The sequence below is a fragment of the Azospirillum sp. B510 genome, from assembly GCF_000010725.1.
GTDB classification, from domain to species: domain Bacteria; phylum Pseudomonadota; class Alphaproteobacteria; order Azospirillales; family Azospirillaceae; genus Azospirillum; species Azospirillum lipoferum_B.
The window spans coordinates 1,594,958-1,616,704 of sequence record NC_013854.1; the positions used below are offsets into that span (position 1 = coordinate 1,594,958).

Annotated in this window: 20 protein-coding genes and 1 tRNA gene; 9 read left to right on the forward strand and 12 right to left on the reverse strand. The window is 66.5% G+C overall.

The window, feature by feature from the left end:
* Positions 1-548 precede the first annotated feature (548 nt).
* From AZL_RS07390 to AZL_RS07405, 4 genes are all read right to left on the reverse strand, one after another.
* Positions 549-624 (reverse strand) — tRNA-Lys (locus AZL_RS07390).
* A gap of 144 nt (positions 625-768) precedes the next feature.
* The gene (gene coaD / locus AZL_RS07395) at positions 769-1,332 is read right to left on the reverse strand and encodes a pantetheine-phosphate adenylyltransferase (protein ID WP_012974008.1); all 564 of its coding nucleotides are present in this window, start codon (positions 1,330-1,332) and stop codon (positions 769-771) included.
* A gap of 22 nt (positions 1,333-1,354) precedes the next feature.
* A complete protein-coding gene (gene gyrA / locus AZL_RS07400) occupies positions 1,355-4,138 on the reverse strand; it encodes a DNA gyrase subunit A (RefSeq protein ID WP_012974009.1) in 2,784 nt (927 codons plus the stop codon).
* 136 nt (positions 4,139-4,274) lie between these two features.
* On the reverse strand, positions 4,275-5,633 hold the full coding sequence (locus AZL_RS07405) for an MATE family efflux transporter (protein WP_012974010.1): 1,359 nt from the start codon (positions 5,631-5,633) through the stop codon (positions 4,275-4,277).
* Between the two features lie 336 nt (positions 5,634-5,969).
* Between AZL_RS07405 and AZL_RS07410 the strand changes: the two genes are divergently transcribed.
* Positions 5,970-6,155 (forward strand): entericidin A/B family lipoprotein, encoded by a 186-nt coding sequence (locus AZL_RS07410; protein ID WP_042442767.1) that lies wholly within the window; start codon positions 5,970-5,972, stop codon positions 6,153-6,155.
* Between the two features lie 39 nt (positions 6,156-6,194).
* On the forward strand, positions 6,195-6,383 hold the full coding sequence (locus AZL_RS07415; RefSeq protein ID WP_042442768.1) for a hypothetical protein: 189 nt from the start codon (positions 6,195-6,197) through the stop codon (positions 6,381-6,383).
* Between the two features lie 21 nt (positions 6,384-6,404).
* On the opposite strand, the gene AZL_RS37500 is transcribed toward AZL_RS07415, so the two are convergent.
* A complete protein-coding gene (locus AZL_RS37500; protein WP_042442770.1) occupies positions 6,405-8,390 on the reverse strand; it encodes a lytic transglycosylase domain-containing protein in 1,986 nt (661 codons plus the stop codon).
* 36 nt (positions 8,391-8,426) lie between these two features.
* On the opposite strand from AZL_RS37500, the gene dapA reads away from it, so the two are divergent.
* Genes dapA through AZL_RS07435 form a run of 3 tightly spaced genes read left to right on the forward strand, consistent with a single transcriptional unit; the run spans position 8,427 to position 10,831 of the window.
* Entirely contained in the window at positions 8,427-9,302 is an 876-nt protein-coding gene (gene dapA, locus AZL_RS07425; protein WP_012974012.1) for a 4-hydroxy-tetrahydrodipicolinate synthase, read from the forward strand.
* 28 nt (positions 9,303-9,330) lie between these two features.
* Positions 9,331-9,804 (forward strand): SsrA-binding protein SmpB, encoded by a 474-nt coding sequence (gene smpB / locus AZL_RS07430; protein ID WP_012974013.1) that lies wholly within the window; start codon positions 9,331-9,333, stop codon positions 9,802-9,804.
* 4 nt (positions 9,805-9,808) lie between these two features.
* Positions 9,809-10,831: a methyltransferase gene (locus AZL_RS07435; protein ID WP_012974014.1), complete on the forward strand. Its 1,023-nt coding sequence runs from the start codon at positions 9,809-9,811 to the stop codon at positions 10,829-10,831.
* 61 nt (positions 10,832-10,892) lie between these two features.
* Here AZL_RS07435 and AZL_RS07440 read toward each other — a convergent pair whose 3' ends face one another.
* Positions 10,893-11,876 (reverse strand): aldo/keto reductase, encoded by a 984-nt coding sequence (locus AZL_RS07440; RefSeq protein WP_012974015.1) that lies wholly within the window; start codon positions 11,874-11,876, stop codon positions 10,893-10,895.
* 95 nt (positions 11,877-11,971) lie between these two features.
* On the opposite strand from AZL_RS07440, the gene AZL_RS07445 reads away from it, so the two are divergent.
* The gene (locus AZL_RS07445) at positions 11,972-12,622 is read left to right on the forward strand and encodes a TetR/AcrR family transcriptional regulator (protein WP_012974016.1); all 651 of its coding nucleotides are present in this window, start codon (positions 11,972-11,974) and stop codon (positions 12,620-12,622) included.
* On the opposite strand, the gene AZL_RS07450 is transcribed toward AZL_RS07445, so the two are convergent.
* The 6 genes from AZL_RS07450 to AZL_RS07475 form a co-directional block, all read right to left on the reverse strand.
* On the reverse strand, positions 12,594-13,463 hold the full coding sequence (locus AZL_RS07450; protein WP_012974017.1) for a helix-turn-helix transcriptional regulator: 870 nt from the start codon (positions 13,461-13,463) through the stop codon (positions 12,594-12,596). The genes AZL_RS07445 and AZL_RS07450 overlap by 29 nt on opposite strands.
* Positions 13,464-13,557: 94 nt before the next feature.
* Positions 13,558-14,103, reverse strand: coding sequence for a YbhB/YbcL family Raf kinase inhibitor-like protein (locus AZL_RS07455; RefSeq protein WP_042442773.1), 546 nt, complete (start codon positions 14,101-14,103; stop codon positions 13,558-13,560).
* 109 nt (positions 14,104-14,212) lie between these two features.
* Complete coding sequence (locus AZL_RS07460) at positions 14,213-14,884, reverse strand: DUF2268 domain-containing putative Zn-dependent protease (RefSeq protein WP_012974019.1); 672 nt, start codon at positions 14,882-14,884, stop codon at positions 14,213-14,215.
* 31 nt (positions 14,885-14,915) lie between these two features.
* Positions 14,916-15,923 (reverse strand): porphobilinogen synthase, encoded by a 1,008-nt coding sequence (gene hemB / locus AZL_RS07465; protein ID WP_012974020.1) that lies wholly within the window; start codon positions 15,921-15,923, stop codon positions 14,916-14,918.
* A 60-nt stretch (positions 15,924-15,983) separates the two neighbouring features.
* The gene (locus tag AZL_RS07470; RefSeq protein ID WP_012974021.1) at positions 15,984-16,859 is read right to left on the reverse strand and encodes a metallophosphoesterase family protein; all 876 of its coding nucleotides are present in this window, start codon (positions 16,857-16,859) and stop codon (positions 15,984-15,986) included.
* A gap of 19 nt (positions 16,860-16,878) precedes the next feature.
* Positions 16,879-17,730 carry a diacylglycerol/lipid kinase family protein gene (locus AZL_RS07475; protein ID WP_247894315.1) on the reverse strand — a complete coding sequence of 284 codons (852 nt, stop codon included), beginning with the start codon at positions 17,728-17,730 and terminating at the stop codon, positions 16,879-16,881.
* Positions 17,731-18,056: 326 nt separating this feature from the next.
* Between AZL_RS07475 and AZL_RS07480 the strand changes: the two genes are divergently transcribed.
* From AZL_RS07480 to AZL_RS07490, 3 genes are all read left to right on the forward strand, one after another.
* Positions 18,057-19,118 (forward strand): enoyl-CoA hydratase/isomerase family protein, encoded by a 1,062-nt coding sequence (locus tag AZL_RS07480; RefSeq protein ID WP_012974023.1) that lies wholly within the window; start codon positions 18,057-18,059, stop codon positions 19,116-19,118.
* Positions 19,119-19,400: 282 nt separating this feature from the next.
* Positions 19,401-19,874, forward strand: a complete 474-nt coding sequence (locus AZL_RS07485; RefSeq protein ID WP_012974024.1) for a MarR family winged helix-turn-helix transcriptional regulator — start codon at positions 19,401-19,403, stop codon at positions 19,872-19,874.
* 571 nt (positions 19,875-20,445) lie between these two features.
* Positions 20,446-21,675, forward strand: coding sequence for an ABC transporter substrate-binding protein (locus AZL_RS07490; protein ID WP_012974025.1), 1,230 nt, complete (start codon positions 20,446-20,448; stop codon positions 21,673-21,675).
* Positions 21,676-21,747: the final 72 nt, after the last annotated feature.

The following is a 21,747-nucleotide window of genomic DNA, read 5'->3' on the forward strand; positions in this document are numbered from 1 at the left end:
CAATGGAACCGTAAGGTAAGCCTGGAAGGCATCAAATCTACCAACGGGTGAGAGTGGCGGCAAGGCTCTGCGCGTCTACGGGTACCATCTGCCAGCCATAGCCCAGGATGAGCAAGTCAGCGCGGAGACCGCATCGACGACACCGCCGGTCCACCGCAGAGATCAGAACGTCGCCGCCGATCCAGTGCGTCACCAGCACGACCGACGCGCCGCATGCACCGCACCTATCAGTGATCCCGGCCCGTGCGCTGCGCCTCCAAGGAAGCCCATGCCGCGAGGTGGGGGAGGTGCTGGAGCGGGAGACCGGCCCCACCGAGGGTTGGCTTATGCCGCCCGCGCTATCGCGGGTCGAGATGCCGCTAGGCCGACAAAGGGAGTGATCAGGTCAAGGGAGATTGGCGATTCGTTGTTCATAAACACGCTCTAGCCGGGACACCGGGACAACATCGGGGCAACTCAACGTTCGGACTGTTGTCCCATTGATGTCCCGCGACGACGCGCCGTCGATTTCTTGGGACACCAATTGTGCCGCAAGCTATTGAAAGGAATGGTGATCCGGGTGGGATTCGAACCCACGGCCACATGATTAAAAGTCACGTGCTCTACCGACTGAGCTACCGGATCATCCTTTCGCGGCGGCGGTGAACTGGCCCCCGCCGGAAGTGGGCGCACCATAGAAAGACGCGCGCGAAAGGTCAACCATGGGCTTGATGGAAAATGCAGGATTTTGCCATCAAGCCTCTGATCGCACAGATCAAGTCTGGCTGCTCAGGTCTGGCTGGTGGTCGGCATCGTGCCGTTGCCGGCCTCCAGCGCGAAGCGTTCGGCCAGCCGCTCGGCGACGCGGGGCGAGACGAAATGGCGGATGTCGCCACCAAGCCGCCCGATCTCCTTCACGAACCGCGAGGAGATGAACTGGTGCTTCTCCGACGACATCAGGAAGATCGTCTCGACCTTCGGATTCAGTCGCGCGTTCATGCCCGCCATCTGGAATTCATATTCGAAATCCGAGACGGCGCGCAGGCCGCGAATGATGACGCGGGCGTTCATCTCGATGGCGAAATGCATCAGCAGGTTGTCGAACGCCCGCACCTCGATGCTGGCGCCGGCGGCGTTCAGCGCGGCCACATCCTCGCGGACCATGGCGACCCGCTCGTCGGTGGAATAGAGCGGCCCCTTGCCGGCATTCCGGGCGACGCCGATGATCAGGTGATCGACCTGACGCGCGGCGCGCTGGATGATGTCCATGTGACCGTTGGTGATCGGATCGAAGGTGCCGGGATAGACACCGATTCGACCACCCTGGCTGGTCTCGGTCTGGCTGGTCGCCATGGAGTGTTCCTTCGCCCTTCCGTTAGTCATTCGGCGCGGCGGTGCCGCCGGCATCGCCGATCGACCCGTCCGAACCGTTGGCGTCGCCGCCGCTCTCGGCGCCCGCATCGGCACCGGTTTCGCCGTCTTCCTCGGCGATGGTGGCGACGGACACCACGCGCTCGTCCGCGCCGACGCGGAACAGCGTGACGCCCAGCGTCTTGCGCCCGGCGACCCGCACGTCGTGCAACGGCATGCGGATCACCTGGCCGCCATTCGTCACCATCATCACCTGATGGTTCGATTCGACCGGGAAGGCGGCGACGATGGAACCGTTGCGCTCGCCCATCTCCATGTTCCAGATGCCCTGGCCCCCGCGTCCGGCGGTGCGATACTCGTAGGACGAACTGCGCTTGCCATAGCCGCGGTCGGAGACGGTGAGAATATACTGTTCCTTCTGTTTCAGTTCCTCGTACCGCTCCTGCGTCAGGGTGACGCTGTCGGTCGGCACCTCATCGGCCTCCGGAGCGGCTTCGCCCTCCATCTCCAGCCCTTCGTCGCGCTTCATCTTGAAGAAGGCGGCGCGCTCCTCCGGCGTGGCGTCGACATGGGCGAGGATCGACAGCGATACCACCTCGTCCCCGTCGGCCAGCTTGATGCCGCGAACACCGGTGGAGGTGCGGCCGGCGAAGACGCGCACATCGTCGACGGGGAAGCGGATGCACTTGCCGCCGCGGGTCGCCAGCAGGATGTCGTCGGTCTCCGAGCAGGTGTGGACGCCGATGAGACGCTCGCCCTCCTCCTCCAGCTTCATGGCGATCAGGCCGTTGGAGCGGATGTTGGCGAAGTCCGACATGCGGTTGCGGCGGACATTGCCCTTGGAGGTGGCGAACACGACATGCAGATCGGCCCAGGCGGCCTCGTCCTCCGGCAGCGGCAGGACGGTGGTGATGGTCTCCCCGTCGATCAGCGGCAGCAGGTTGACGAAGGCCTTGCCGCGCGCCTGCGGGTTGCCCAGCGGCAGGCGGTAGACCTTCAACTTGTAGACCATGCCGCGGTTGGAGAAGAGCAGCAACGGCGTGTGGGTGTTGGCGACGAACAGGTCGCTGACGGCGTCCTCCGCCTTCATCGACATGCCGGCGCGGCCCTTGCCGCCGCGCTTCTGCGCCCGGTATGTGGACAGCGGCACCCGCTTGACATAGCCGGACTGGCTGACGGTGACGACCATGTCCTCGCGCTGGATCAGGTCCTCGATGTCGGCCTCGAACTCCAGATCCTGGATTTCGGTGCGGCGCGGGGTGCCGAAGCGCTCCTTCATCTCGACCAGCTCGTCGCGCAGGATCCCCATCAGCTTCGGCCGATTGGCGAGCGTGGCGAGGAAATCGGCGATCTGGTCGGTGACGTCCTTCAACTCGGCGCCGATCTTGTCGCGCTCCAGCCCGGTCAGGCGGTGCAGGCGCAGATCGAGGATGGCGCGGGCCTGGACCTCCGACAGGCGGTAGGTACCCTGGTCGCTGACGCCGCGGCCCGGCTCGTCGATCAGCTCGATCAGCGGGCCGACGTCATGGACCGGCCATTCGCGGTTCATCATCTCCTCGCGCGCCCAGACCGGGTCGGGGGCGCTGCGGATCAGCCCGATCATCGCGTCCAGGTTGGCGACGGCGACCGCCAGACCGACCAAGGTGTGCGCCCGTTCGCGCGCCTTGCCCAGCAGGAACTCGGTCCGGCGGGTGATCACCTGCTCGCGGAACCGGACGAAGGCGGTGATGACGTCCAGCAGATTCATCAGCTCCGGACGGCCGCCGTTCAGCGCCAGCATGTTGACGCCGAAGGAGGTCTGGAGCTGGGTATGGCGGAAGAGCTGGGCCAGCACCACGTCGGGGACCGCGTCGCGTTTCAGCTCGATCACCACGCGCACGCCGTCGCGGTCGGATTCGTCGCGCAGGTCGGCGATGCCCTCGATCGTCTTGTCGTTCACGACCTCGCCGATGCGTTCCATCAGCTTGGCCTTGTTGACCTGATAGGGGATCTCGGTCGCGATGATGGCGGTGCGGTCCTTGCGCACCTCCTCGAAATGGGTCTTGGCGCGCAGGATGATCGAGCCGCGCCCGGTTTGCAGCGCCGCCCGGCTGCCCGAGCGGCCGAGGATCAGGCCGCCCGTCGGGAAATCGGGACCGGGCACATGCTCCATCAGCTCGTCGAGTGTGACGTCGGGATTGTCGATATAGGCGCAGCAGGCGTCGATCACCTCGCCCAGATTGTGGGTCGGGATGTTGGTCGCCATGCCAACGGCGATGCCGCCGGCGCCGTTCACCAGCAGGTTCGGGAAGCGGGCCGGGACGACGGTGGGCTCGCGGCCCGAATCGTCGTAGCTGGCCTGGAAATCGATGGTGTCCTTGTCGATGTCGTCGAGCAGCGCTTCCGCCGCCTTGGCCAGACGCGCCTCGGTGTAGCGCATGGCCGCCGGCGGGTCGCCGTCCATCGAACCGAAATTGCCCTGGCCGTCGATCAGCGGCAGGCGCATCGAGAAGTCCTGCGCCATGCGGACCATGGCGTCGTAGATCGCGCTGTCGCCGTGCGGGTGATATTTACCCATAACGTCGCCGACGATACGCGCCGACTTCTTATAGGGCTTGGTCGAATCGTACCCGCCCTCCTTCATCGCGTAGAGGATGCGCCGGTGAACCGGCTTCAGCCCGTCGCGGACGTCGGGCAGGGCACGGCTCACGATCACGCTCATCGCGTAGTCGAGATACGATTTCCGCATCTCGTCTTCGATGTTGATCGGCGCGATGTCGGAGGCGGGAGGAAGGGGCGTATTGCTCAAGCGGACACTCATTTTTCCAAGGTGCCGCCGCTTGCGGATCCGCGGCAGTCACTGGCCTTGCGGGCCGAAAGTTTAGCCGGGCAAATATAGCAACTCTCGCAATTGCACACAATGATTCGGGGCCGAAGGCCCTGGATCAGCGCCTGCTCAGAGCGGCGAACCGCAGCGACAGGATGGTGACGGACACCAGGCTGGCGATCAGAATTCCCTCGAACAGCCCGTGCGCGCCGTGGCCGAGGCCGAAGACCAGGAAGGCCGATACCGGGATCATCACCACGGCGTAGGAGAAGAAGTGGAGGGCGGTCGGAACCCAGGCGTCGTGCCGGCCGCGCAACGCGTTCGCCATCACCGTCTGGCCGCCGTCGGCGATCAGGATCCAGGCGGCGAAGGCGATCAGCGGCACCACCGCCTCCAGCAATTCCGGGTCGCCGGTGTAGATGGCGCCCAGCGCCTCGGGGACGCTGCGATAGAGGATGCCGACACCGGCCAGGATGGCGCTGGTGACGCCCAGTCCGGTCCAGCCGGCCAGCGCCATGTCGCTGCGGTCGCCGCGACCATAGGCGACGCCGACCCGCACCGCGGTGGCCGACGCCAGCCCGACCGCCGCCATGAAGGGCAGGGCGGTCAGGTTCAGTCCTACCGTGTAGGCGCCCAGAGCCAGCGGCGAGATCATGCCGGCGAACAGGCCTAGTCCACCGAAGGCCCCGCTTTCCACCCCGATGCTGAGGCCGGCGGCATAGCCGAGATGGCGCTGGCGCGCGGCACCGCTCCACCAGTCGGCGACCGGCCGGCGGAGTTGCCAACGGTCATGGTCGCGCATCCACCAGACATAGGCGACCAGCCCCAGCCCCATGCCCCAGCGCACGATCGTGGTCGCCCAGGCCGAGCCGACGGCGCCCAGCGGCTCCAGCCCGGCATGGCCCCAGACCAGCGTCCAGGCCAGCGCCGCGTTGACGAGGTTGCCGATCACCATCGCGACCATGCCGGGCAGCGGGCGCTTGATCCCCTCCAGAAAGAATCCGGTGGTGATGTACAGCATCATGCCGGGCGCGCCGAGCCCGAGCACCGCCAGCACATGGGCGCCGCCCGCCGCCATCTCCGGCGTCTGCCCGCCCGCCTGGAACAGCGGATCGCCCAGCAGCGAGACCAGGGCGAACAGCACCCCCAGCAGCAGCGCGTAGGGGATCGAACGCCGCCAGGCGCGTCCGCACTCCGCATCGGTCCCGGCGCCGAAGGCATGGGCGGTGATCATCACCGTGCCCATCAGCAGCCCGACGCCGGTGCCGACCATGATGTTGCCCGGCAGATGGGCCAGCCCGTAATAGGCCAGCTCCTGGGCCGAGAAGCGGCCGACGATGGCGGTGTCGACCGCCATCATCACCATCAGCCCGGCGCGCGACACGATGACCGGCGCCGCCAGCCGCAGCAGCTCGCCGATATGGGCGGCGAGGCGCGCGCGCAACGGTTCGGGCGTCGGCAGGGTGGCGCTACTCATGTGGCGGTACTCATGTGGCGGCGCCCATGACGGGACCTTTGGCGGCGGAAAGAGTCGGCGGAAGGGGAATCGCGGCCCAAGCCGCGCCCGCCGGACCCTGAGGCGTGACCGGAAAGCGGGCAGACTGCGCAAAAGCCGGTCATTCTGCCCGGCGGGCTTACCGCGTCAAGGCTTTCGGGCTCCGTCGAAAGGACGGTTGCATTCCCTGCATGGCAAGTGAAGGCGGGCGCGGAACCAAGCCGCCGCCAGCCCGTTGTCAGAAGCGACACCAACGACGACCGGGCAATCGCTTCGCCTCACCGATCCAGCCTTCTCACCAGAAACCGGAGAGACACCATGCAGAACGCCACGAACCGCCGGCGGGGCGCCGCCGCCCGCGCCATTCCGTTCCCTGCGCGCGATCTGGTGCTCCTGACGGTCCTGATGATGTTCACCGCCATGCTGACCGGCTGCAACACGGTGCAGGGGGCCGGGCAAGACGTCCAGGCCGGTGGCCGGGTGATCGAACGGACGGCCGAGTGAGGCGTCACATCCCGGCCACCCCCAAACGGAGTTTTCCGAATGAGCGAACCACAGAAGCCGTCCACTCCGGCCGAGATTCCGCCGCCCTCCAATCCGAACCCGCCGCAGCCCGATCGCCCGGCGACGCCCGAGCCCTATCCGGTCCCCGACAATCCCGGCATCCTGCCCGAAGTTCCCCCGCCCGCCGACGAGCCGATGCCCGGCATGCCCAACCCGACCACGGCTTGAGGGGGACCGCCCCAACGGGGGTTACCGCCGCAGGTCCCGGTCCAGGTTCGGCTCCGCCCGGTCGCCGTTCAGGCGGGCGCGGTAGACCTGGACCGCCTCCAGCACGCGCTGGACATAGTTGCGGGTCTCGGAGATCGGGATCAGTTCGATCCAATCGACCACGTCGACGGTCTCCGTGCGCGGATCGCCATAGGTCTGGAGCCATTGGCTGACGCGGGCTGGGCCGGCATTGTAGCCGGCGATCGCCAGCACCCAGGAGCCGTTGAAGCGGTCGATCAGGTCCGCCAGATAGGACGAACCGAGGGTGACGTTGTAGCCGGGGTCTGAGGTCAGCCGGGCGTTCGTGTGCTTCAGCCCCAGCTTTCCCGCCACCTGCTGCGCCGTTCCCGGCATCAGCTGCATCAGGCCGCGCGCGCCTGCGGACGACACGATGGTGGGGTTGAAGGTGCTCTCCTGCCGGATGATGCCGTGGACCAGCGCCAGTTCCGGCGCCGCCGGGCGGGCGTCGATAATCGGGTAGCCGGCATCGACCAGGAACACCTCGTTCTGGGCGGCATCCTTGGCGGCGGCGACGGCGAGGTCGCGGCGGCCGACATCGGTCCCCAGCCTGGCGGCCAGCACGTAATCGGCCGGCGTCTTGGCGTCCAGGCTGACGCGGCGGACGAAACCGGTCACCTGATCGGCGGCGGTCCCGCCGATCTCCGCCAGGACGCGGGCGACGCGCACCAGTTCGCGCCTGTTGAAGGCGGCGGTCTCGGCGCTGGAGACCGCGGGCGGCGTCGGCAGGGTGACGGCGCCGCCGGAGACATGGCGGAAGGCCAACTGGCCGTAGAAGGTGGTGGGGTAGGTCGCCGCCTTGGCGTACCAGTCGCGCGCCGGTCCGGCCTGCCCGAGCGCCTCCGCCGCCCTGCCGCACCAGTAGGCGCCGCGCGCCTTGCTGATCGGTGCTGTGACCGAGCGGTAGAGCTTGTGGAAATGGGTGAAGGCCTCCGACGGCTTGTCGAGGAAGCGCAGAGCCAGGAAGCCGGACAGGAACTCCGCGTCGGCGAAGGAACTGCCCTCGCTCATCCCGTGGGTGCTGACCAGACGATAGGCCAGATTATAGTCGCCGCGCTCGATCGCCCGCCGGGCCAGCAGATGCCGCTCCGACCACCAGGCCTGCGGGCGGCCCAGGTCCGTGCCGACCCTGGTGATGATCTCCAGCGCGCCGGCATCGTTGCCCTTGCGTCGCAGATAGCGGGCGCGGTCATACATCAGCCCCGGATCGTTGAGCAGGCTGGGCGGCACCCGCGACAGCGCGGCCTCGGCCCCGGCGCTGTCGCCGTCGAGCGCGATGCGCGCCTCGATCAGCGTGTCATAGGCCTCGTCGAAGAAGGGCAGCATCCGGCGGACCGGCCCTTCCTGCTTGGCCCACAGCAGCCGGTCGATGCGGGCCTTGTGGTCCTGCTGGCGCAGATAGGGGGTGTAATGGGCGAGGAAGGTCGCCTCCTCGTCCGGGGTGAAGCCGGCCTCGGCCCACTGCTTGCGGACCAGCGTGGTCGCCCGTTCGACATCGCCGGTGGCGATCAGCGCGTCGGCATAGCGGACGAAGCCGTCATTGGTCTGCGGCGGGCTCTGGCGGAACCAGTCCGCCACCTCGGCCGGCGGGATGTCGGGCATCGCCAGTTCGGCCTGACGGCGCAACGCCGCCATGTTCGGCCAATCCGGATTCTCGCGGATGAAGGCGGTGATGTCGCTGAAGCCGCCGCCGCCGGGATTGGCCAGGGCCATCCAGCGCAGCACCTTGGCCGGCAGCGGATCCTGGGCGCGCGATGCTGCGGCCAGCGCGTCGGCCAACCGCTCATTGTCGGCCAGCTTGAAGGCGTCGCGATAGATCGCGATGTCCTGGGGACTGAGGGCCGCGGCGGGAAGGGCGCCGGGGACCGCCGCGAAAAGGGTGAGGAGACCCGCGAAAACAGCGGTCCGGGCGCTCTTGCCGAGGGCGGCGGGGAGGGATAATGTGCGCAACTCTTTTTTCCAGCTAAGCCGACTGAGGAGGCAGCCATGTTCCACGGTTCCATTGTCGCCCTTCTGACTCCGTTCAAGGGCGGGAAAGTGGACGAGAAGGCCTTCCAGTCCTTCGTGGAGTGGCAGGTCGCCCAGGGCACGCATGGTCTGGTGCCCTGCGGCACCACCGGCGAGTCGCCGACCCTGTCCCACGAGGAACACAACCGCGTCGTGGAACTGTGCATCGAGGCGGCCGGCGGCAAGGTGCCCGTGATGGCCGGCAGCGGCTCCAACTCGACCGAGGAGGCGATCGCGCTGACCCGCCACGCCCGCCAGGCGGGCGCGCAGGCGGCGCTGGTGGTCACGCCCTACTACAACAAGCCGTCTCAAGAAGGTCTGTACCAGCATTTCAAGGCGATCCATGACGCGGCGGATTTGCCGATCTTCATTTACAACATTCCCGGCCGCAGTGTCGTGGATATGTCTGTGGCGACGATGGCGCGGCTGGCGCGGCTGCCGAACATCATCGGCGTGAAGGACGCCACCGCCGATCTGGCCCGCCCGGTCCGCCTGTTGCAGGAGGTCGGCCCCGACTTCATCCAGCTGTCGGGCGAGGACGCCACGGCGCTGGCCTTCAACGCCCAGGGTGGGGTCGGCTGTATCTCCGTCACCGCCAACATCGCGCCGGCGCTGTGCTCCGCCATGCAGAACGCCTGGGCCAAGGGTGACCTGACGGAGGCCTACCGTCTGCGCGACGTGCTGACGCCGCTGCACGACTCGATGTTCGTCGAGACCAGCCCGGCTCCGGTGAAGTTCGCCGCCAGCCTGCTCGGCCTCGCCACCGACGAGGTGCGCCTGCCGCTGGTTCCGGCCTCCGAGACCGCCCGCGCCGCCGTGCGCGCGGCCATGAACAAAGCCGGCCTGCTGTCCTGACGGATGGCGGGACCGCAAGGAGAGAGACTTGGCGACGCGCGAGGAAGCAAAAAAATACGCGGCGCAGAACCGCCGCGCGCGGTTCGACTTCTTCATCGATGATGTCCTCGAAGCCGGGATCATGTTGACCGGCTCGGAGGTGAAGTCGCTGCGCGGCGGCCGCGCCAGCGTGAACGAGGCCTATGCCGGCCTGAAGGGCGGGGAGCTGTTCCTGTTCAACGCGTATATCCCCGAATATCTCCAGGCCGGACGCGTCGATCAGCATGAGCCGAAGCGTCCGCGCAAGCTGCTGGTCCGCCGCCGCGAGCTCGACAAGCTCGCGGCCGGCATCAAGCAGAAGGGCGTCACGCTGGTGCCGATGTCGGTCTATTTCAACGATCGCGGCTACGCCAAGGTCGAGATCGGCCTCGCCACCGGCAAGAAGAAGCATGACAAGCGCGAGAGCGAGAAGGAGCGCAGCTGGCAGCGCGACAAGGCGCGGCTGATGCGGGACAAGGGCTGACCCGGTGGCACGTCTCGACAACCGGGCCACGGACCGCGACCAGACCGTCGCCGCCGTGGCCGCCGAAGCCCTGTCCGAAATCCGGCCGCAGGGCCGGATTCTGGTCGCTTTCGACAATGACGGCGCCATCGCCGAGGCCCTGCGCGACGGCGGGGCCGAGGTGGTGGCGTGGAACCGGCTCGCCACGGCCGGGCAGGCCGCCACGCCCTGGCCGGCCGAGGGACCGTTCGACGGCGCCGTGCTGCGCCTGCCGCGCGGCTGGGCCGGATTCGAGATGGCGCTGCATGCGCTGGCTTCCCGCCTCGCCCCCGGCGCGCCGCTGTGGATAACCGGCGGCAATGACGAAGGCGTCACCAGCGCGCCCAAGCATCTCGACGGGCTGGTCGAAGAGCCGGAGACACTGATCATCAAGCGGCGTGCCCGGCTGCTGCTGACCCGTCGGACCGACGCGCCGGCCAAGGGCGGGCTGGAGGAGTGGCGGCGGAGTGTCAGCCTGACTCTGTCCGACCGGACGCTGGAACTGGTCTCCTATCCCGGCCTGTTCGCCCACGGCCATCTGGATGCCGGCACCGAGTGCCTGCTGAACGTCCTGCCGGAGGTGGCGGCCGGCACCCGCGTGCTGGATTTCGGTTGCGGCGCCGGGGTGATCGCGCGGGCGGTGCGTGAACGCCAGCCCGATGCGCCGCTGACCCTGCTGGACATCGACGCGGTGGCCCTGCATGCCGCCCGCCAGAATGTGCCGGATGCCGAACTGGTGTTGAGTGACGGGCTGGCCGGGCTCGGCAGCCGCGAGCGCTTCGGCCTGATCCTGTCCAACCCGCCGCTTCATCGCGGCAAGGACGAGGATTTCGGCATGCTCGACGCGCTGGTCGCCGGGACCAAGCAGTATCTGAAGCTGCGCGGCACGCTGGTGGCGGTGACGCAGCGCACCGCCGGCGTGGGCAAGCTGTTCAAGGCGGCCTTCGGCCACAGCGACATGCTGATGGAAACCACCCAGTTCCAGGTCTGGTCGGGAACGCCGAAGTGATGGGCCGGTGGGGAGACGCCGGCTGGCGAACACTCCCCACCATCTTCAGTCCATCGGCCGCCTACACATTCACCCCCCGCATGCCCTCCGCCGTATAGCGGTCGCCGGCCGCCGCTCCCGGCGGCAATGCGTCACTTAGCGCTTTCACTTCCGCCCCGGTCAGCGACACCGCGGCAGCACCGACATTCTCCTCCAGATACTTGATCCGCTTGGTTCCAGGGATCGGCAGGATTTCCGGTCCCTGGGCCAGCAGCCACGCCAGCGCCACCTGTCCCGGCGTGCAGCCCTTCCGTCCGGCCAGCGCCTTCACCTGGTCGACCAGGGCGAGATTGCGGTCGAAATTATCCCCGGCGAAGCGCGGGGCGATGCGGCGGAAGTCGTTCTCGGCGAACTGGTCGGGGCTGGTGACGGCACCGGTCAGAAAACCACGGCCCAGCGGGGCGTAGGCGACCAGCGCGATTCCCAACTCCCGGCAGGCCGGCAGGATCTCCGCCTCGACATCGCGGGTCCACAGCGAATATTCGCTCTGCACCGCGGCGATGGGGTGGACGGCGTGGGCACGGCGCAGGGTGGTGGCCGACACCTCCGACAGGCCGAGCGCCCGCACCTTCCCCGCCTTGACCAGATCGGCCATGGCGCCGACCGTTTCCTCGATCGGGATGTCGGGGTTGATGCGGTGGGCATAATAGAGGTCGATGCTCTCCACCCCCAACCGTGCCAGGGAGGCGTCGCACGCCTGCCGGACATAGGCCGGGCTGCTGTCGACCCGCCGGGCATACTCGCCGGGCTTGCGGACGATGCCGAACTTGGTGGCGACCGTCACCCGGTCGCGCTTGCCGCCGAGGAAGCGGGCGAGCAGCGATTCATTGTGACCGCTGCCATACATGTCGGCGGTGTCGTAATGGGTGACGCCCAGTTCGAACGCCCGCTCCAGCGTGGCGAGAGACTGGGAATCGTCGGTCGGTCCGTAGAACTCCGACATGCCCATGCAACCGAGGCCGATTTCGGAAACCGAGAGAATGCCGCCGATGGTGCGCTGCTTCATCGCTTTACCCCTCCCGTGCCGCGGCCGGGCGGATTACCCTGGAAGCCTGCGGCAGAAAATACACTACACTGTACAGTGTACATGAGGGAGAGGGAATGTCAACGTCGAGGGCGGGGGGGACCGTGCGCGGTTCGGTCAAGCGGGATGCGGTGGTGGAGGCGGCGACCCGCGCCTTCTTGACCCACGGCTACGAGGCATCGTCGATGGACGCCATCGCCGCCGACGCCAATGTGTCCAAGCGCACCGTCTACAACCATTTCCCTGGCAAGCGCGAGCTGTTCCAGGCCGTGGTGTCCGGTCTGTATGAGGGCTTCCGCAGCGAGGACGGCCGGAGCCTGTTGCGCCACGATCAACCGCCGGAGCAGGCTCTTCCGGCTTTCCTGCGTTCCCTGCTGATTCATACCGGTCGGCCGGAGGTGCGCGGCCTGCTGCGCCTGGTGATCGCCGAGCATCAGCGCTTTCCAGAGCTGTCGCAGGACTATCTGGAGGGCGGAAAGAGCCAGGCCTACGCGTTGCTGGACGACTATATCGCTGCCCAGCATGCGCGTGGCCGGCTGAATGCCCCGGACCCGCATGTGGTGGCCACCCAACTGCTGGGCGGCATGAAGGAAGTGCTGTTCTGGCCGACCATGCTCGGCCTGCCGGTCACCGCCGACCCGGAGCGGGTGATTGCCGATTCGGTGGCGGCATTGCTTCGCGCCTATGGTCCAATGTCGGTCAGCGTCCCCGCAGATCTGACGGATTGACCCCCAACACCGCCCGGAAGCGGCGGGCGAAGTGGGAGCGGTTGGCATAGCCACAGGCTTCCGCAGCCTCCTGCACGCTCAGCCCTTCACCTTCCAGCAGGTCGCGGGCATGGGCCACCCGCTCCTCCGTCAGGATGCTGCGGACGGAGCGGCCCTCCTCGGCCAGGCGGCGGCGCAGCGTGCCGGCGCTGAGGTTGAGCGCGCTGGCCACTCGCTCCGCCGTCCACGGGATATCAGGTTGGGTGCGCAACAGTTGGCGCACGGCATCGGCGATCCCGGTTGGCGCCACCGGACCCAACCACCAGACGCCGTCCTCCAGCAGGGCGAGCAGAACCTCCATGCAGCGATGTTCCGCCAGCTTGGCCGGCAGCGGCGGATCGGCGGTCAGGCCGGCTGCGGCATGGTGGATGGCATCGGTCAGCGCCGCTGTCAGGGTGACATGCCAGTTGCCCGGCCGGGGACGCTGGGTAAGTCCCCCGGTCCCATGGGCGCGGAGAAGCCGTCGTACCATCTCCGCCGGGAATTCCAGCATCAGCGCGCGATACCGGCCGCCGGCATTCGGGCTGTTCACCACCGCGCCACACCAGCCCGGCGGCAGCAGCATGGCGCTGCCGGCCGGGAAGTGGCGGGTGGTGCCCGATTGGTCGGTCAGTTCCTTGATGCCTTCCAGGACAGCGATCAATGCCGTGCGTTCGATCCGCATTTCCGCCATCCGCTCGCAGTCATGGGCGACGAAGGCCCACAGCTCCGGCCGATGCGGACGGTCGCCGTTGCCGGGGCGCAGGTCGCGGGCGGCGAAGCGGGACAGGCGGGCGAGCAGATCCGGACCCATGGTGGTCATCCTTTGGCTTCGGCAATATCCTAGACAGGATGCTCCGGGTCGGGCTACCGACCCGGCCGGAAAAAACCCGCTTGGAGCTGGTAAGCCGGGGTGATCAGCGGCCGTAGCGCGCCGTCAAGCTGGCCTTGCCCAGGCTGGCGGCGTTCAGGTTGAAGCCGACCATGGCAGCCGACGGCTCGGGCGGCAGGGATAGGCTGTCGACCTTCAACGCGTGGACGGTCACGACGTAGCGGTGTGGCTCGTCGCCCTGCGGTGGGCAGGGGCCACCATAGCCCGGGGTGCCGTAGTCGGTACGGCTCTGTACGGCTCCAGCGGGCAATTTGGGCTTCGCCCCATCGCCGGCCCCGGCGGGCAGGCCGCGGGTGTCAGCCGGCAGGTTGAACACCACCCAATGCCACCAGCCGCTACCAGTCGGCGCATCGGGGTCGTAGATGGTGATGGCGAAGCTGCGCGTTCCGGCCGGTGGCGCCGACCAGCTCAGGGCCGGTGACTGGTTGCCGCCGGTGCAGCCGAAGCCGGAGAAGACATTGCGCGTCGGGATCGGTGATTTTTCGGTGAAGTCGGGACTGTGCAACTCGAACGCCTCCGCGGGCGAGGCGGCCAACAGCAGGGCGGCCATCAGGGCCGGGCGGAACGTCATGGTCGGTTCTCCATCACGGTGGACCATTGCGAATGGGTCGATGATGGCAAAACGTGGCGTATGCGGCGGCTCCGATCCGCTCAATCACGGCCCGGAATCGCTCAACCCGTCAGGGGGCTTCGAACAGGTCGGAAACGACGGACAGGATGTCGGCCGACGGAACGGCATGCGCGCCGCCGGCGGTCATGTCGCCCCTGCGCTCCAGATAATGGCTGATCATCCGGTAGCCGAGGGTGTAGCCGGTCCATCGCGGCAAGTCGGCTTCCCTATCGCCGAAGAACCAGCCATTGTAATCATAGCGGGTGCTGCCGAGCAGCGCCTTGGCCCGTTGGAACAGGGCCGGGGTTTGGTCGTTCGTCAGCGCGTGGTTCCACAACTCCCCCTCACCGCCGAAAATTTCGCGGGCGAAGTGGTCCGCCAACCCCTCGCTTATCAGGGCGTCTTCGAAATGACGGCTGTAGCCGTGCGTGGCGAAGCGCGCGCAATGGTGAAGCTCATGCGCCCACATCTTCTTTAGCGGGATATCGATATTCGAGGAAAAATCGCGATTGTCGGGGTCCAGCGCCACGCTCGCCAAGCCGATTCTCGGTGTCCGTCCGCCGATACCGAGTTCCGGGATGGCCCAGTCCGGCAGAAACTCGAACAGCAGGTCGACCGACAAGTCGGGAAGATGGTCGGCGATCCGCTCCATCGCCGCTCCGGTGCTTTCCAGAAGCGGTGTCCTCCACCCATCCAAGGAGCCTTGCGCTTCGAGGAAGTGCGGAGTCCAGCGGATCGCCATGCAAATCTCCTGAACGAATCTGCCGAACGCTTCAGCCCTGCTTCAGCAGCCTTGCCGCGTCCACCGCGCCATAGGTCAGGATGGCGTCGCAGCCGGCCCGCTTGAAGCCCACCAGCGTTTCCAGCAGCGCCTTGTCATAGTTCAGCCAGCCATTGCCCGAGGCGGCGCGCAGCATCGCGTATTCGCCCGACACGTGATAGGCGAAGGTCGGTACCCCGAACTGGTCCTTCACGCGGCGGATGATGTCGAGATAGGGCAGGCCGGGCTTCACCATCACCATGTCCGCCCCCTCCTGCAAATCGCAGGCGACCTCGCGCAGGGCCTCGTCGCTGTTGGCGGGGTTCATCTGGTAGGTGGTCTTGTCGCCCTTCAGGAAGCCGCCGGAATTCACCGCGTCGCGGAACGGGCCGTAGAAGGCCGAGGCGTATTTCGCGGCGTAGGAACAGACGCGGGTCAGTTGATGGCCTTCGGCGTCCAGCGCGTCGCGTACCGCGCCGATGCGGCCGTCCATCATGTCGGACGGGGCGACGATGTCGCAACCGGCCTCCGCCTGCGACAGGGCCTGACGGACCAGCACCTCGACGGTCTCGTCATTCTGGATGTAGCCGTCGCGCAGCAGGCCGTCATGGCCGTGAACGGTGTAAGGATCCAAGGCGACGTCGCCCAGGATGCCGACATCGGGCGCGGCCGCCTTCACCGCGCGGATGGCGCGGTTCATCAGGTTTTCCGGATTGTAGGCTTCCACCGCGTCTTCCGACTTGGCGTCGGACCCGACCACCGGGAACAGCGCGATGCAGGGGATGCCCAGCGAACCGGCCTCGGTCACCGCCTCGCACAGCAGGTCGATGGTGAGACGTTCGACCCCCGGCATCGAGGCGACGGGCTCCCGCCGCTTCTCACCCTCGATCACGAAGACCGGCCAGATCAGGTCATCGACGGTCAGCGTGTTCTCGGCGACCAGACGGCGGGTCCAGGCGTCGACGCGGTTGCGGCGCAGACGGGTGCGCGGGAAGGTGGTGGCAGGCAGGGTGATCGGCATCGGACAAGACCATGCACTTTGAACAAGTGCGGCGATCCTACGCCTTCACCCTCGGGGAACTCAAGCCGCGGTGGCCGGGTCGCCGGATGCCTGACCATCGCCGACCGGGCGGAATCCGGTGTCCTGCGCCTGCAATGTCCAGCGGTTGCCGGCCTTGCGGTAGCTGGACACCAGCCCGCCGGCGAAGGCTGCGCCTTCCCACGACCGCACCTCGAAGGTCACGGTCGGGTGGGCGACGGTGATCAGGTTGTAGGCGTTGGCCTCGTTCCGCAGCCGGGTGGAGGTGGCGGTGGAGGCCTGGGCGACGAGGATGGAGCGGGCGACCTGGGTATGGAAGCTCATGATGTCACCGGAATAGGCCTTGTGCAGGTGGCCGGCCAGCAGCAGATCGACGCCGCAGCTTTCCAATGCCGGCAGCACCAGCTTGTGGCGGCCGACCAGTTGGGTCCTGGGCAGGTCGGGCGGCGGCAGGAAGGGATGGTGGGTGAACAGCACCTTGAACACCGTCTCCGGCATGCCGCAAAACACCTCGCGCACCCGGGTGATCTGGCGCCGGTTCATCCGCCCTTCGGAGAAATCCATGATGACGGGCCGGGCGGTGTTGATGCCCAGCACCGCGAGCTCGTCATCGATGTGCAGCGGGCTCAGGTCATTGGTGATGTAGGTGCGGTAATGGCCGAACGGATCGGTGAACCGCCGGAACACATTATAAACCGGAATATCATGATTTCCTGGTACAGCCATGTAAGGAAAGGGTAATTTCCGCAGGAAGGCACGGGCCTCCTCGAAATGGCGCGGCTTGGCCCGCTGCACGAAATCGCCGGAAATGACGATCAGGTCGGGGGCCTGCGCCGTCAGGTCGGACAGCAGACCGTCGACGACGCGCGGGTCGATCCGCCCGAAATGCAGGTCGGAGATGTGAGCGAGCCGTTTCACGCCATCCTCATCCTTTCTCTCAGCATGGCGCCAGAACCTTCAGCGCCCCCGGAAGACTCCGGTAGCGAAGCGGGGCTTGCAGCTTCCGGATCTCGCCGTCATTGACCATCTTCAGATGGTGGCGGCGGCTGTGGACCGTCAGGCTGGTCACCGTATAGGTTTCCAGCCCCTCGTCCTGCTTCCAGGACCCGGGGATCAGCCTTCCCATCAACCGCAGCATGGCGAAGGCGTTCCGCTCGCGCGCCACATAGACCCCGAGTTTTCCGGCGTCGAGCGCCTGACGGGTCAGCACGAGCCCGAATCCGTCGTCATAGACATTGTTGGAGACCACCAGGATCGGCGTGCGCATGCGCCGGGGCCCTTCGCCCCAGTCCAGCCGGACATCGAGCATCGGCAACCGGTACAGCGTCTTCGCCAGGGCGATGGCGGCGCCGGGCCATTTCAGCAGCCGGTGCTGCTTGCGCTGGCGTTCCCGCTCCTGCACCACCTGGGGATAGAAGCCCAGCACGGAACTGTTGGTGTAGGGCTCGCCATTCACCTCGGCGATGTCGATGGCCCGGACCCGGCCGGCGGCCAGGGCTTCAGCCGCATCCTGGAGTTCAAGTGGAACATGAAGATCACGGGCCAATAGGTTGAGAGTGCCTAGAGGTAGAACGCCGAGCGGCTTGCCGGCGGGAAGCGCCAGCTTGACCGCGCTGTGCAGCGTGCCGTCGCCGCCGCCGACGACCACGATCTCGGCATCGGAATCCAGCACCCGCTGGATGGTTCCCGAGCAGTCGGCGCCGTCGACGCTGTGCAGGTCCACCGTGGCGCCATGTCGTTCGAACGCCGTGCGGATCACCTCCTCAGCCGCTTCGATCGGTCGGTCCACCAGCGATCCCGCCTGCCGGTTTAGGATGATTCCGATTTTCATGGGGTACCGCGCGGGATGGGGAGCGGCATCGGCATCTGACCTTCCATGCTGCGTTCGAGAGGCCGTCTTCAGATGAGAGCGTGAGCGCAACGGTCCAAGGGGGGCGATGTTCCGAAAACGGTCCTGCGGCCCCCGATGAACATCCGGATCCGTATGGCTGGTTTGACAGTGTCGCGGGCTCCCGTATCATCGCGATCGGCCGTTGCCATGCCCGGCGCATCCGGCAGGGAACCAGCGGTCCGCCACCGCCCGATTCGCAACGATAATAGAGAAAATACAAGACGATGAGCGACGATGCTGAGATTCTGTTCGAACGTCGGGGTGCCATCGGCCTCGTCACGCTGAACCGGCCGAAGGCGCTGAACGCCTTGACGCTCGGCATGATCAGGCTGTTCGATCCGCAGCTGCGGGCCTGGGATGCCGATCCGGAGGTCAAGGCCGTCGTGATTCGCGGTGCCGGCGAAAAGGCCTTCTGCGCCGGCGGCGATGTGGTCAGCCTCTATGAAGCCGGAAAGGCGGCGAAGGAGGGGCGTGGCGACACCAGCCCGATTCGCGCCTTCTTCAGCGAGGAATATGTGTTGAACCGGCTGATCAAGCGGTTGTCCAAGCCCTATGTCGCGGTGATCGACGGTATTTCCATGGGCGGCGGCGTCGGCCTGTCGGTCCATGGCAGCCACCGCATCGTCACCGAACGCACGCTGTTCGCCATGCCGGAAACCGGCATCGGCCTTTATCCCGATGTCGGCGGCACTTATTTCCTGCCGCGCCTGCCGGGGCAGGTTGGCGTCTGGCTGGGGCTGACCGGTGATCGGCTCAAGGCCGCCGACCTGTTGGCCATCGGCGCCGCCGACGCCTTCGTGCCGAGCGGGGAGATCGATGGGCTGATCGGCGATCTCGCCGCCGGGCGGCCGGCGGACGAGGCGATCGCCACCCGCCGCGGCGATGCCGGCGAGGCGATGGTGCGTGCGTTGCGGGCGGTGATCGACCGCTGTTATGCCTTCGACAGCGTCGAGGCGATCGTCAAGGCGTTGGAAGCCGAGGGCGGCGACTGGGCGAACGGCCAACTCGCCACGCTGCGCCGGGTGTCGCCGACCAGCCTGAAGGTGACGCTGGCGGCGCTTCGGCGCGGTGCCGGGCTGGATTTCGACGGCTGCATGGTGCAGGAGCTGCGCCTCAGCCTCGCTTGTCTTGCCGGGGTTGATTTCTACGAGGGCATCCGCGCCGTTCTGGTGGACAAGGACAAATCCCCGAAATGGAAACCGGCGAATCTTGCCGATGTCGGCCCGTCGGACGTCGCGCGTCACTTCACCGAACCGGCGGGGGGCGACCTTCTGTTCCGCGACTGAGCGGAGGAACCGGGGGAACGGCCGCAGCATGATCCTGCGCCGTTCCCCTCAGGTCCAAAATGATCCCGTGTCGATTGGGGGGCCGTAGCGGGGCTTCCAGAGCGTCGGACGACGGGTCCCGGGGAAGGCGTTCCATGGAAACGGGTCTATACAGACGGGTTGTGTCAGACTTTTTCTGGAATTATTAGGATGATTGCCGACGAATGATCGGTTAATCTCGCCTTAAGGTCCCGGTATCGTCCTTGCGCGGGGAACGGCCGGTTAGAGCCAAAGGAGACCGCGGTGCGCAAACCTTATTATGAGAGCATCCTGTTGATCGAGCGGCTTCACCGCCACTTTCTTGAAGTGCTCAAGACCGAGTTGGACCGGCTCGGGATCCAGGACATCAACAACGTCCAGAGCCTGATTCTGTACAATATAGGCGAAGACGAGATGACGGTCGGCGAATTGACCGCGCGCGGCTATTATCTGGGCTCCAACGTCTCCTACAATGTCAAGAAGATGGTCGAGAACGGTTATCTCGGCCAGGAGCGCTCCCCGCATGACCGCCGCTCCGTCCGTGTCCGTTTGTCGGAAAAGGGATTGGACCTGCGCGAGAAAATCAGCGTCATGTTCGAGCGTCATCTGGCGGCCCTGGAAAAGGCCGGCTTCAGCGACGAGGAACTGACCAAAGCCAACGAGACTCTGCGCAAGCTGGAACGCTTCTGGTCGGCATCGCTCGACTATAGCGGCTTTCCGATGACGTCCGCGGCCTGATCCGGCGTTGTTCCACGACGGCCCCCGCGGTTCCGGCTCCCGCGGGTGGCATCGGATCGGTGTGAGTCTTCCTGTTGTCGCCTTTGTGCTTGGCGATGCCGTCCAGCGGTGACGGGATAGGGAAGACAAACCGAACGAGCCGGCGTTCCACATTCCGTTTTCAAATCATCCGCATGCGTATCGGCGCCCTTGGGCGTTGCGGGCGGTTTGATTCGCGCACCGATTCGAGTCCTGGGGGGTGGGGCTCCGAGTCCATCCGTCATGTCGCGGGAGCGTCATGCCAAGTTGCCGCTGCCCGGCGGTTGGCGGGGGCGTCCATACCCTGCGGAATGGAAAAAGCGAGCGCCGCGCCCGTCTCTTCGTGAAAATTGTTCGATAAGCGGAAATTCCGCTTTCTGTACAACATGATGCCCCTGCATAGTGGTTGGGAAGGGACGGCGTGGGCGGTCTGAATGTTTCTAATGAAACAAATTAGGCGGGCCGCGCGACTGTCCGGGAACCGCCGGAACCGCTGTTTCCACCGGCTACCCGCAACATGCGCAACGCAACGCTGAGGGGGAGGAATTTACGCATGATCTCACGTCTTCTGACCGGTGCCGCCCTTGCCGCCCTGACGGTCGGTGTCCTGTCCACCGGTCCGGCCATGGCCCAGCAGGGCAAGCTGTCCGGTGACATGGTCAAGATCGGTGTGCTGAATGACCGCTCCGGCCTCTATGCCGATCTCGGCGGCGAGGGATCGGCCGTCGCCGCCCGCATGGCGGCGGAGGAATTCGGCAACAAGATTCTGGGCAAGCCGATCGAGATCATCACCGCCGACCATCAGAACAAGCCCGACATCGGCTCCAACCTCGCCCGCCAATGGATCGACCAGGAGGGCGTCGACGTGATCGTCGACGTGCCGAACTCCGGCGTGGCGCTGGCGGTGCAGGAGGTGACGAAGGAGAAGAAGACGATCTTCCTGATGGAAGGTCCAGCCACCTCCCGTCTGACCGGCGACGCCTGTTCCCCCACCGGCTTCCACTGGGCCTATGACACCCATGCGCTGGCGGTCGGCACCGGACAGGCCATGGTCAAGGAGGGAGGCGACAGCTGGTATTTCATCACCGCCGACTATGCCTTCGGCCATCAGCTGGAAGCCGACACCTCGGCGGAAGTGAAGAAAGCCGGCGGAAAGGTTCTGGGTTCGGTCAAGGCGCCGCTGAACACGGCGGACTTCTCCTCCTTCCTGTTGCAGGCGCAGTCCTCCGGCGCCAAGATCGTCGGCCTCGCCAATGCCGGCGGCGACACCATCACCTCGATCAAACAGGCATCGGAGTTCGGCCTGACCCAGAGCGGGCAGCAGAAGCTGGCCGGTCTGCTGATCTTCCTGTCCGACGTGCATGCGTTGGGATTGCCGGTCGCCCAGGATCTGATGCTGACCACCGGTTTCTATTGGGATCGCGACGACGAGTCGCGTGCCTGGTCGAAGAAGTTCTTCGATCGTTTCGGCAAGATGCCGACCATGGTCCAGGCCGGCAGCTATTCCGCCGTGCGCCATTATCTGAAGGCGGTCGAGGCCGCCGGGACCGACGATGGGCCGACCGTCGCCGCCAAGATGAAGGAGATGCCGGTCAACGACATGTTCGCCAAGAACGGCACGATCCTGCCGAATGGCCGCATGGTCCACGACATGTATCTGGCCCGGGTGAAGAAGCCGTCGGAATCGAAGGGCGCCTGGGACTATTACCAGATTCTGCGCACCATCCCCGGAAAGGACGCCTTCGCCAGCGTCGAGGAGAGTGGCTGCAAGCTGCCGAAGTGATCAGCGCCGGTGAATGCCCGAGCCAACAGGGCAAGGCGATAACAACCATGACGTGACGGAGCGGTATCGCCG

Coding starts and splice junctions, on each gene's coding strand:
- coaD (WP_012974008.1), bottom strand. CDS start 1,332: ATGGCGACCAGCCAGACCGAGACCAGCCAGGGTGGTCGAATCGGTGTC.
- AZL_RS07405 (WP_012974010.1), bottom strand. CDS start 5,633: ATGAGTAGCGCCACCCTGCCGACGCCCGAACCGTTGCGCGCGCGCCTC.
- AZL_RS07410 (WP_042442767.1), top strand. CDS start 5,970: ATGCAGAACGCCACGAACCGCCGGCGGGGCGCCGCCGCCCGCGCCATT.
- AZL_RS07415 (WP_042442768.1), top strand. CDS start 6,195: ATGAGCGAACCACAGAAGCCGTCCACTCCGGCCGAGATTCCGCCGCCC.
- dapA (WP_012974012.1), top strand. CDS start 8,427: ATGTTCCACGGTTCCATTGTCGCCCTTCTGACTCCGTTCAAGGGCGGG.
- AZL_RS07440 (WP_012974015.1), bottom strand. CDS start 11,876: ATGAAGCAGCGCACCATCGGCGGCATTCTCTCGGTTTCCGAAATCGGC.
- AZL_RS07445 (WP_012974016.1), top strand. CDS start 11,972: ATGTCAACGTCGAGGGCGGGGGGGACCGTGCGCGGTTCGGTCAAGCGG.
- AZL_RS07450 (WP_012974017.1), bottom strand. CDS start 13,463: ATGACCACCATGGGTCCGGATCTGCTCGCCCGCCTGTCCCGCTTCGCC.
- AZL_RS07455 (WP_042442773.1), bottom strand. CDS start 14,103: ATGACGTTCCGCCCGGCCCTGATGGCCGCCCTGCTGTTGGCCGCCTCG.
- AZL_RS07460 (WP_012974019.1), bottom strand. CDS start 14,884: ATGGCGATCCGCTGGACTCCGCACTTCCTCGAAGCGCAAGGCTCCTTG.
- hemB (WP_012974020.1), bottom strand. CDS start 15,923: ATGCCGATCACCCTGCCTGCCACCACCTTCCCGCGCACCCGTCTGCGC.
- AZL_RS07480 (WP_012974023.1), top strand. CDS start 18,057: ATGAGCGACGATGCTGAGATTCTGTTCGAACGTCGGGGTGCCATCGGC.
- AZL_RS07490 (WP_012974025.1), top strand. CDS start 20,446: ATGATCTCACGTCTTCTGACCGGTGCCGCCCTTGCCGCCCTGACGGTC.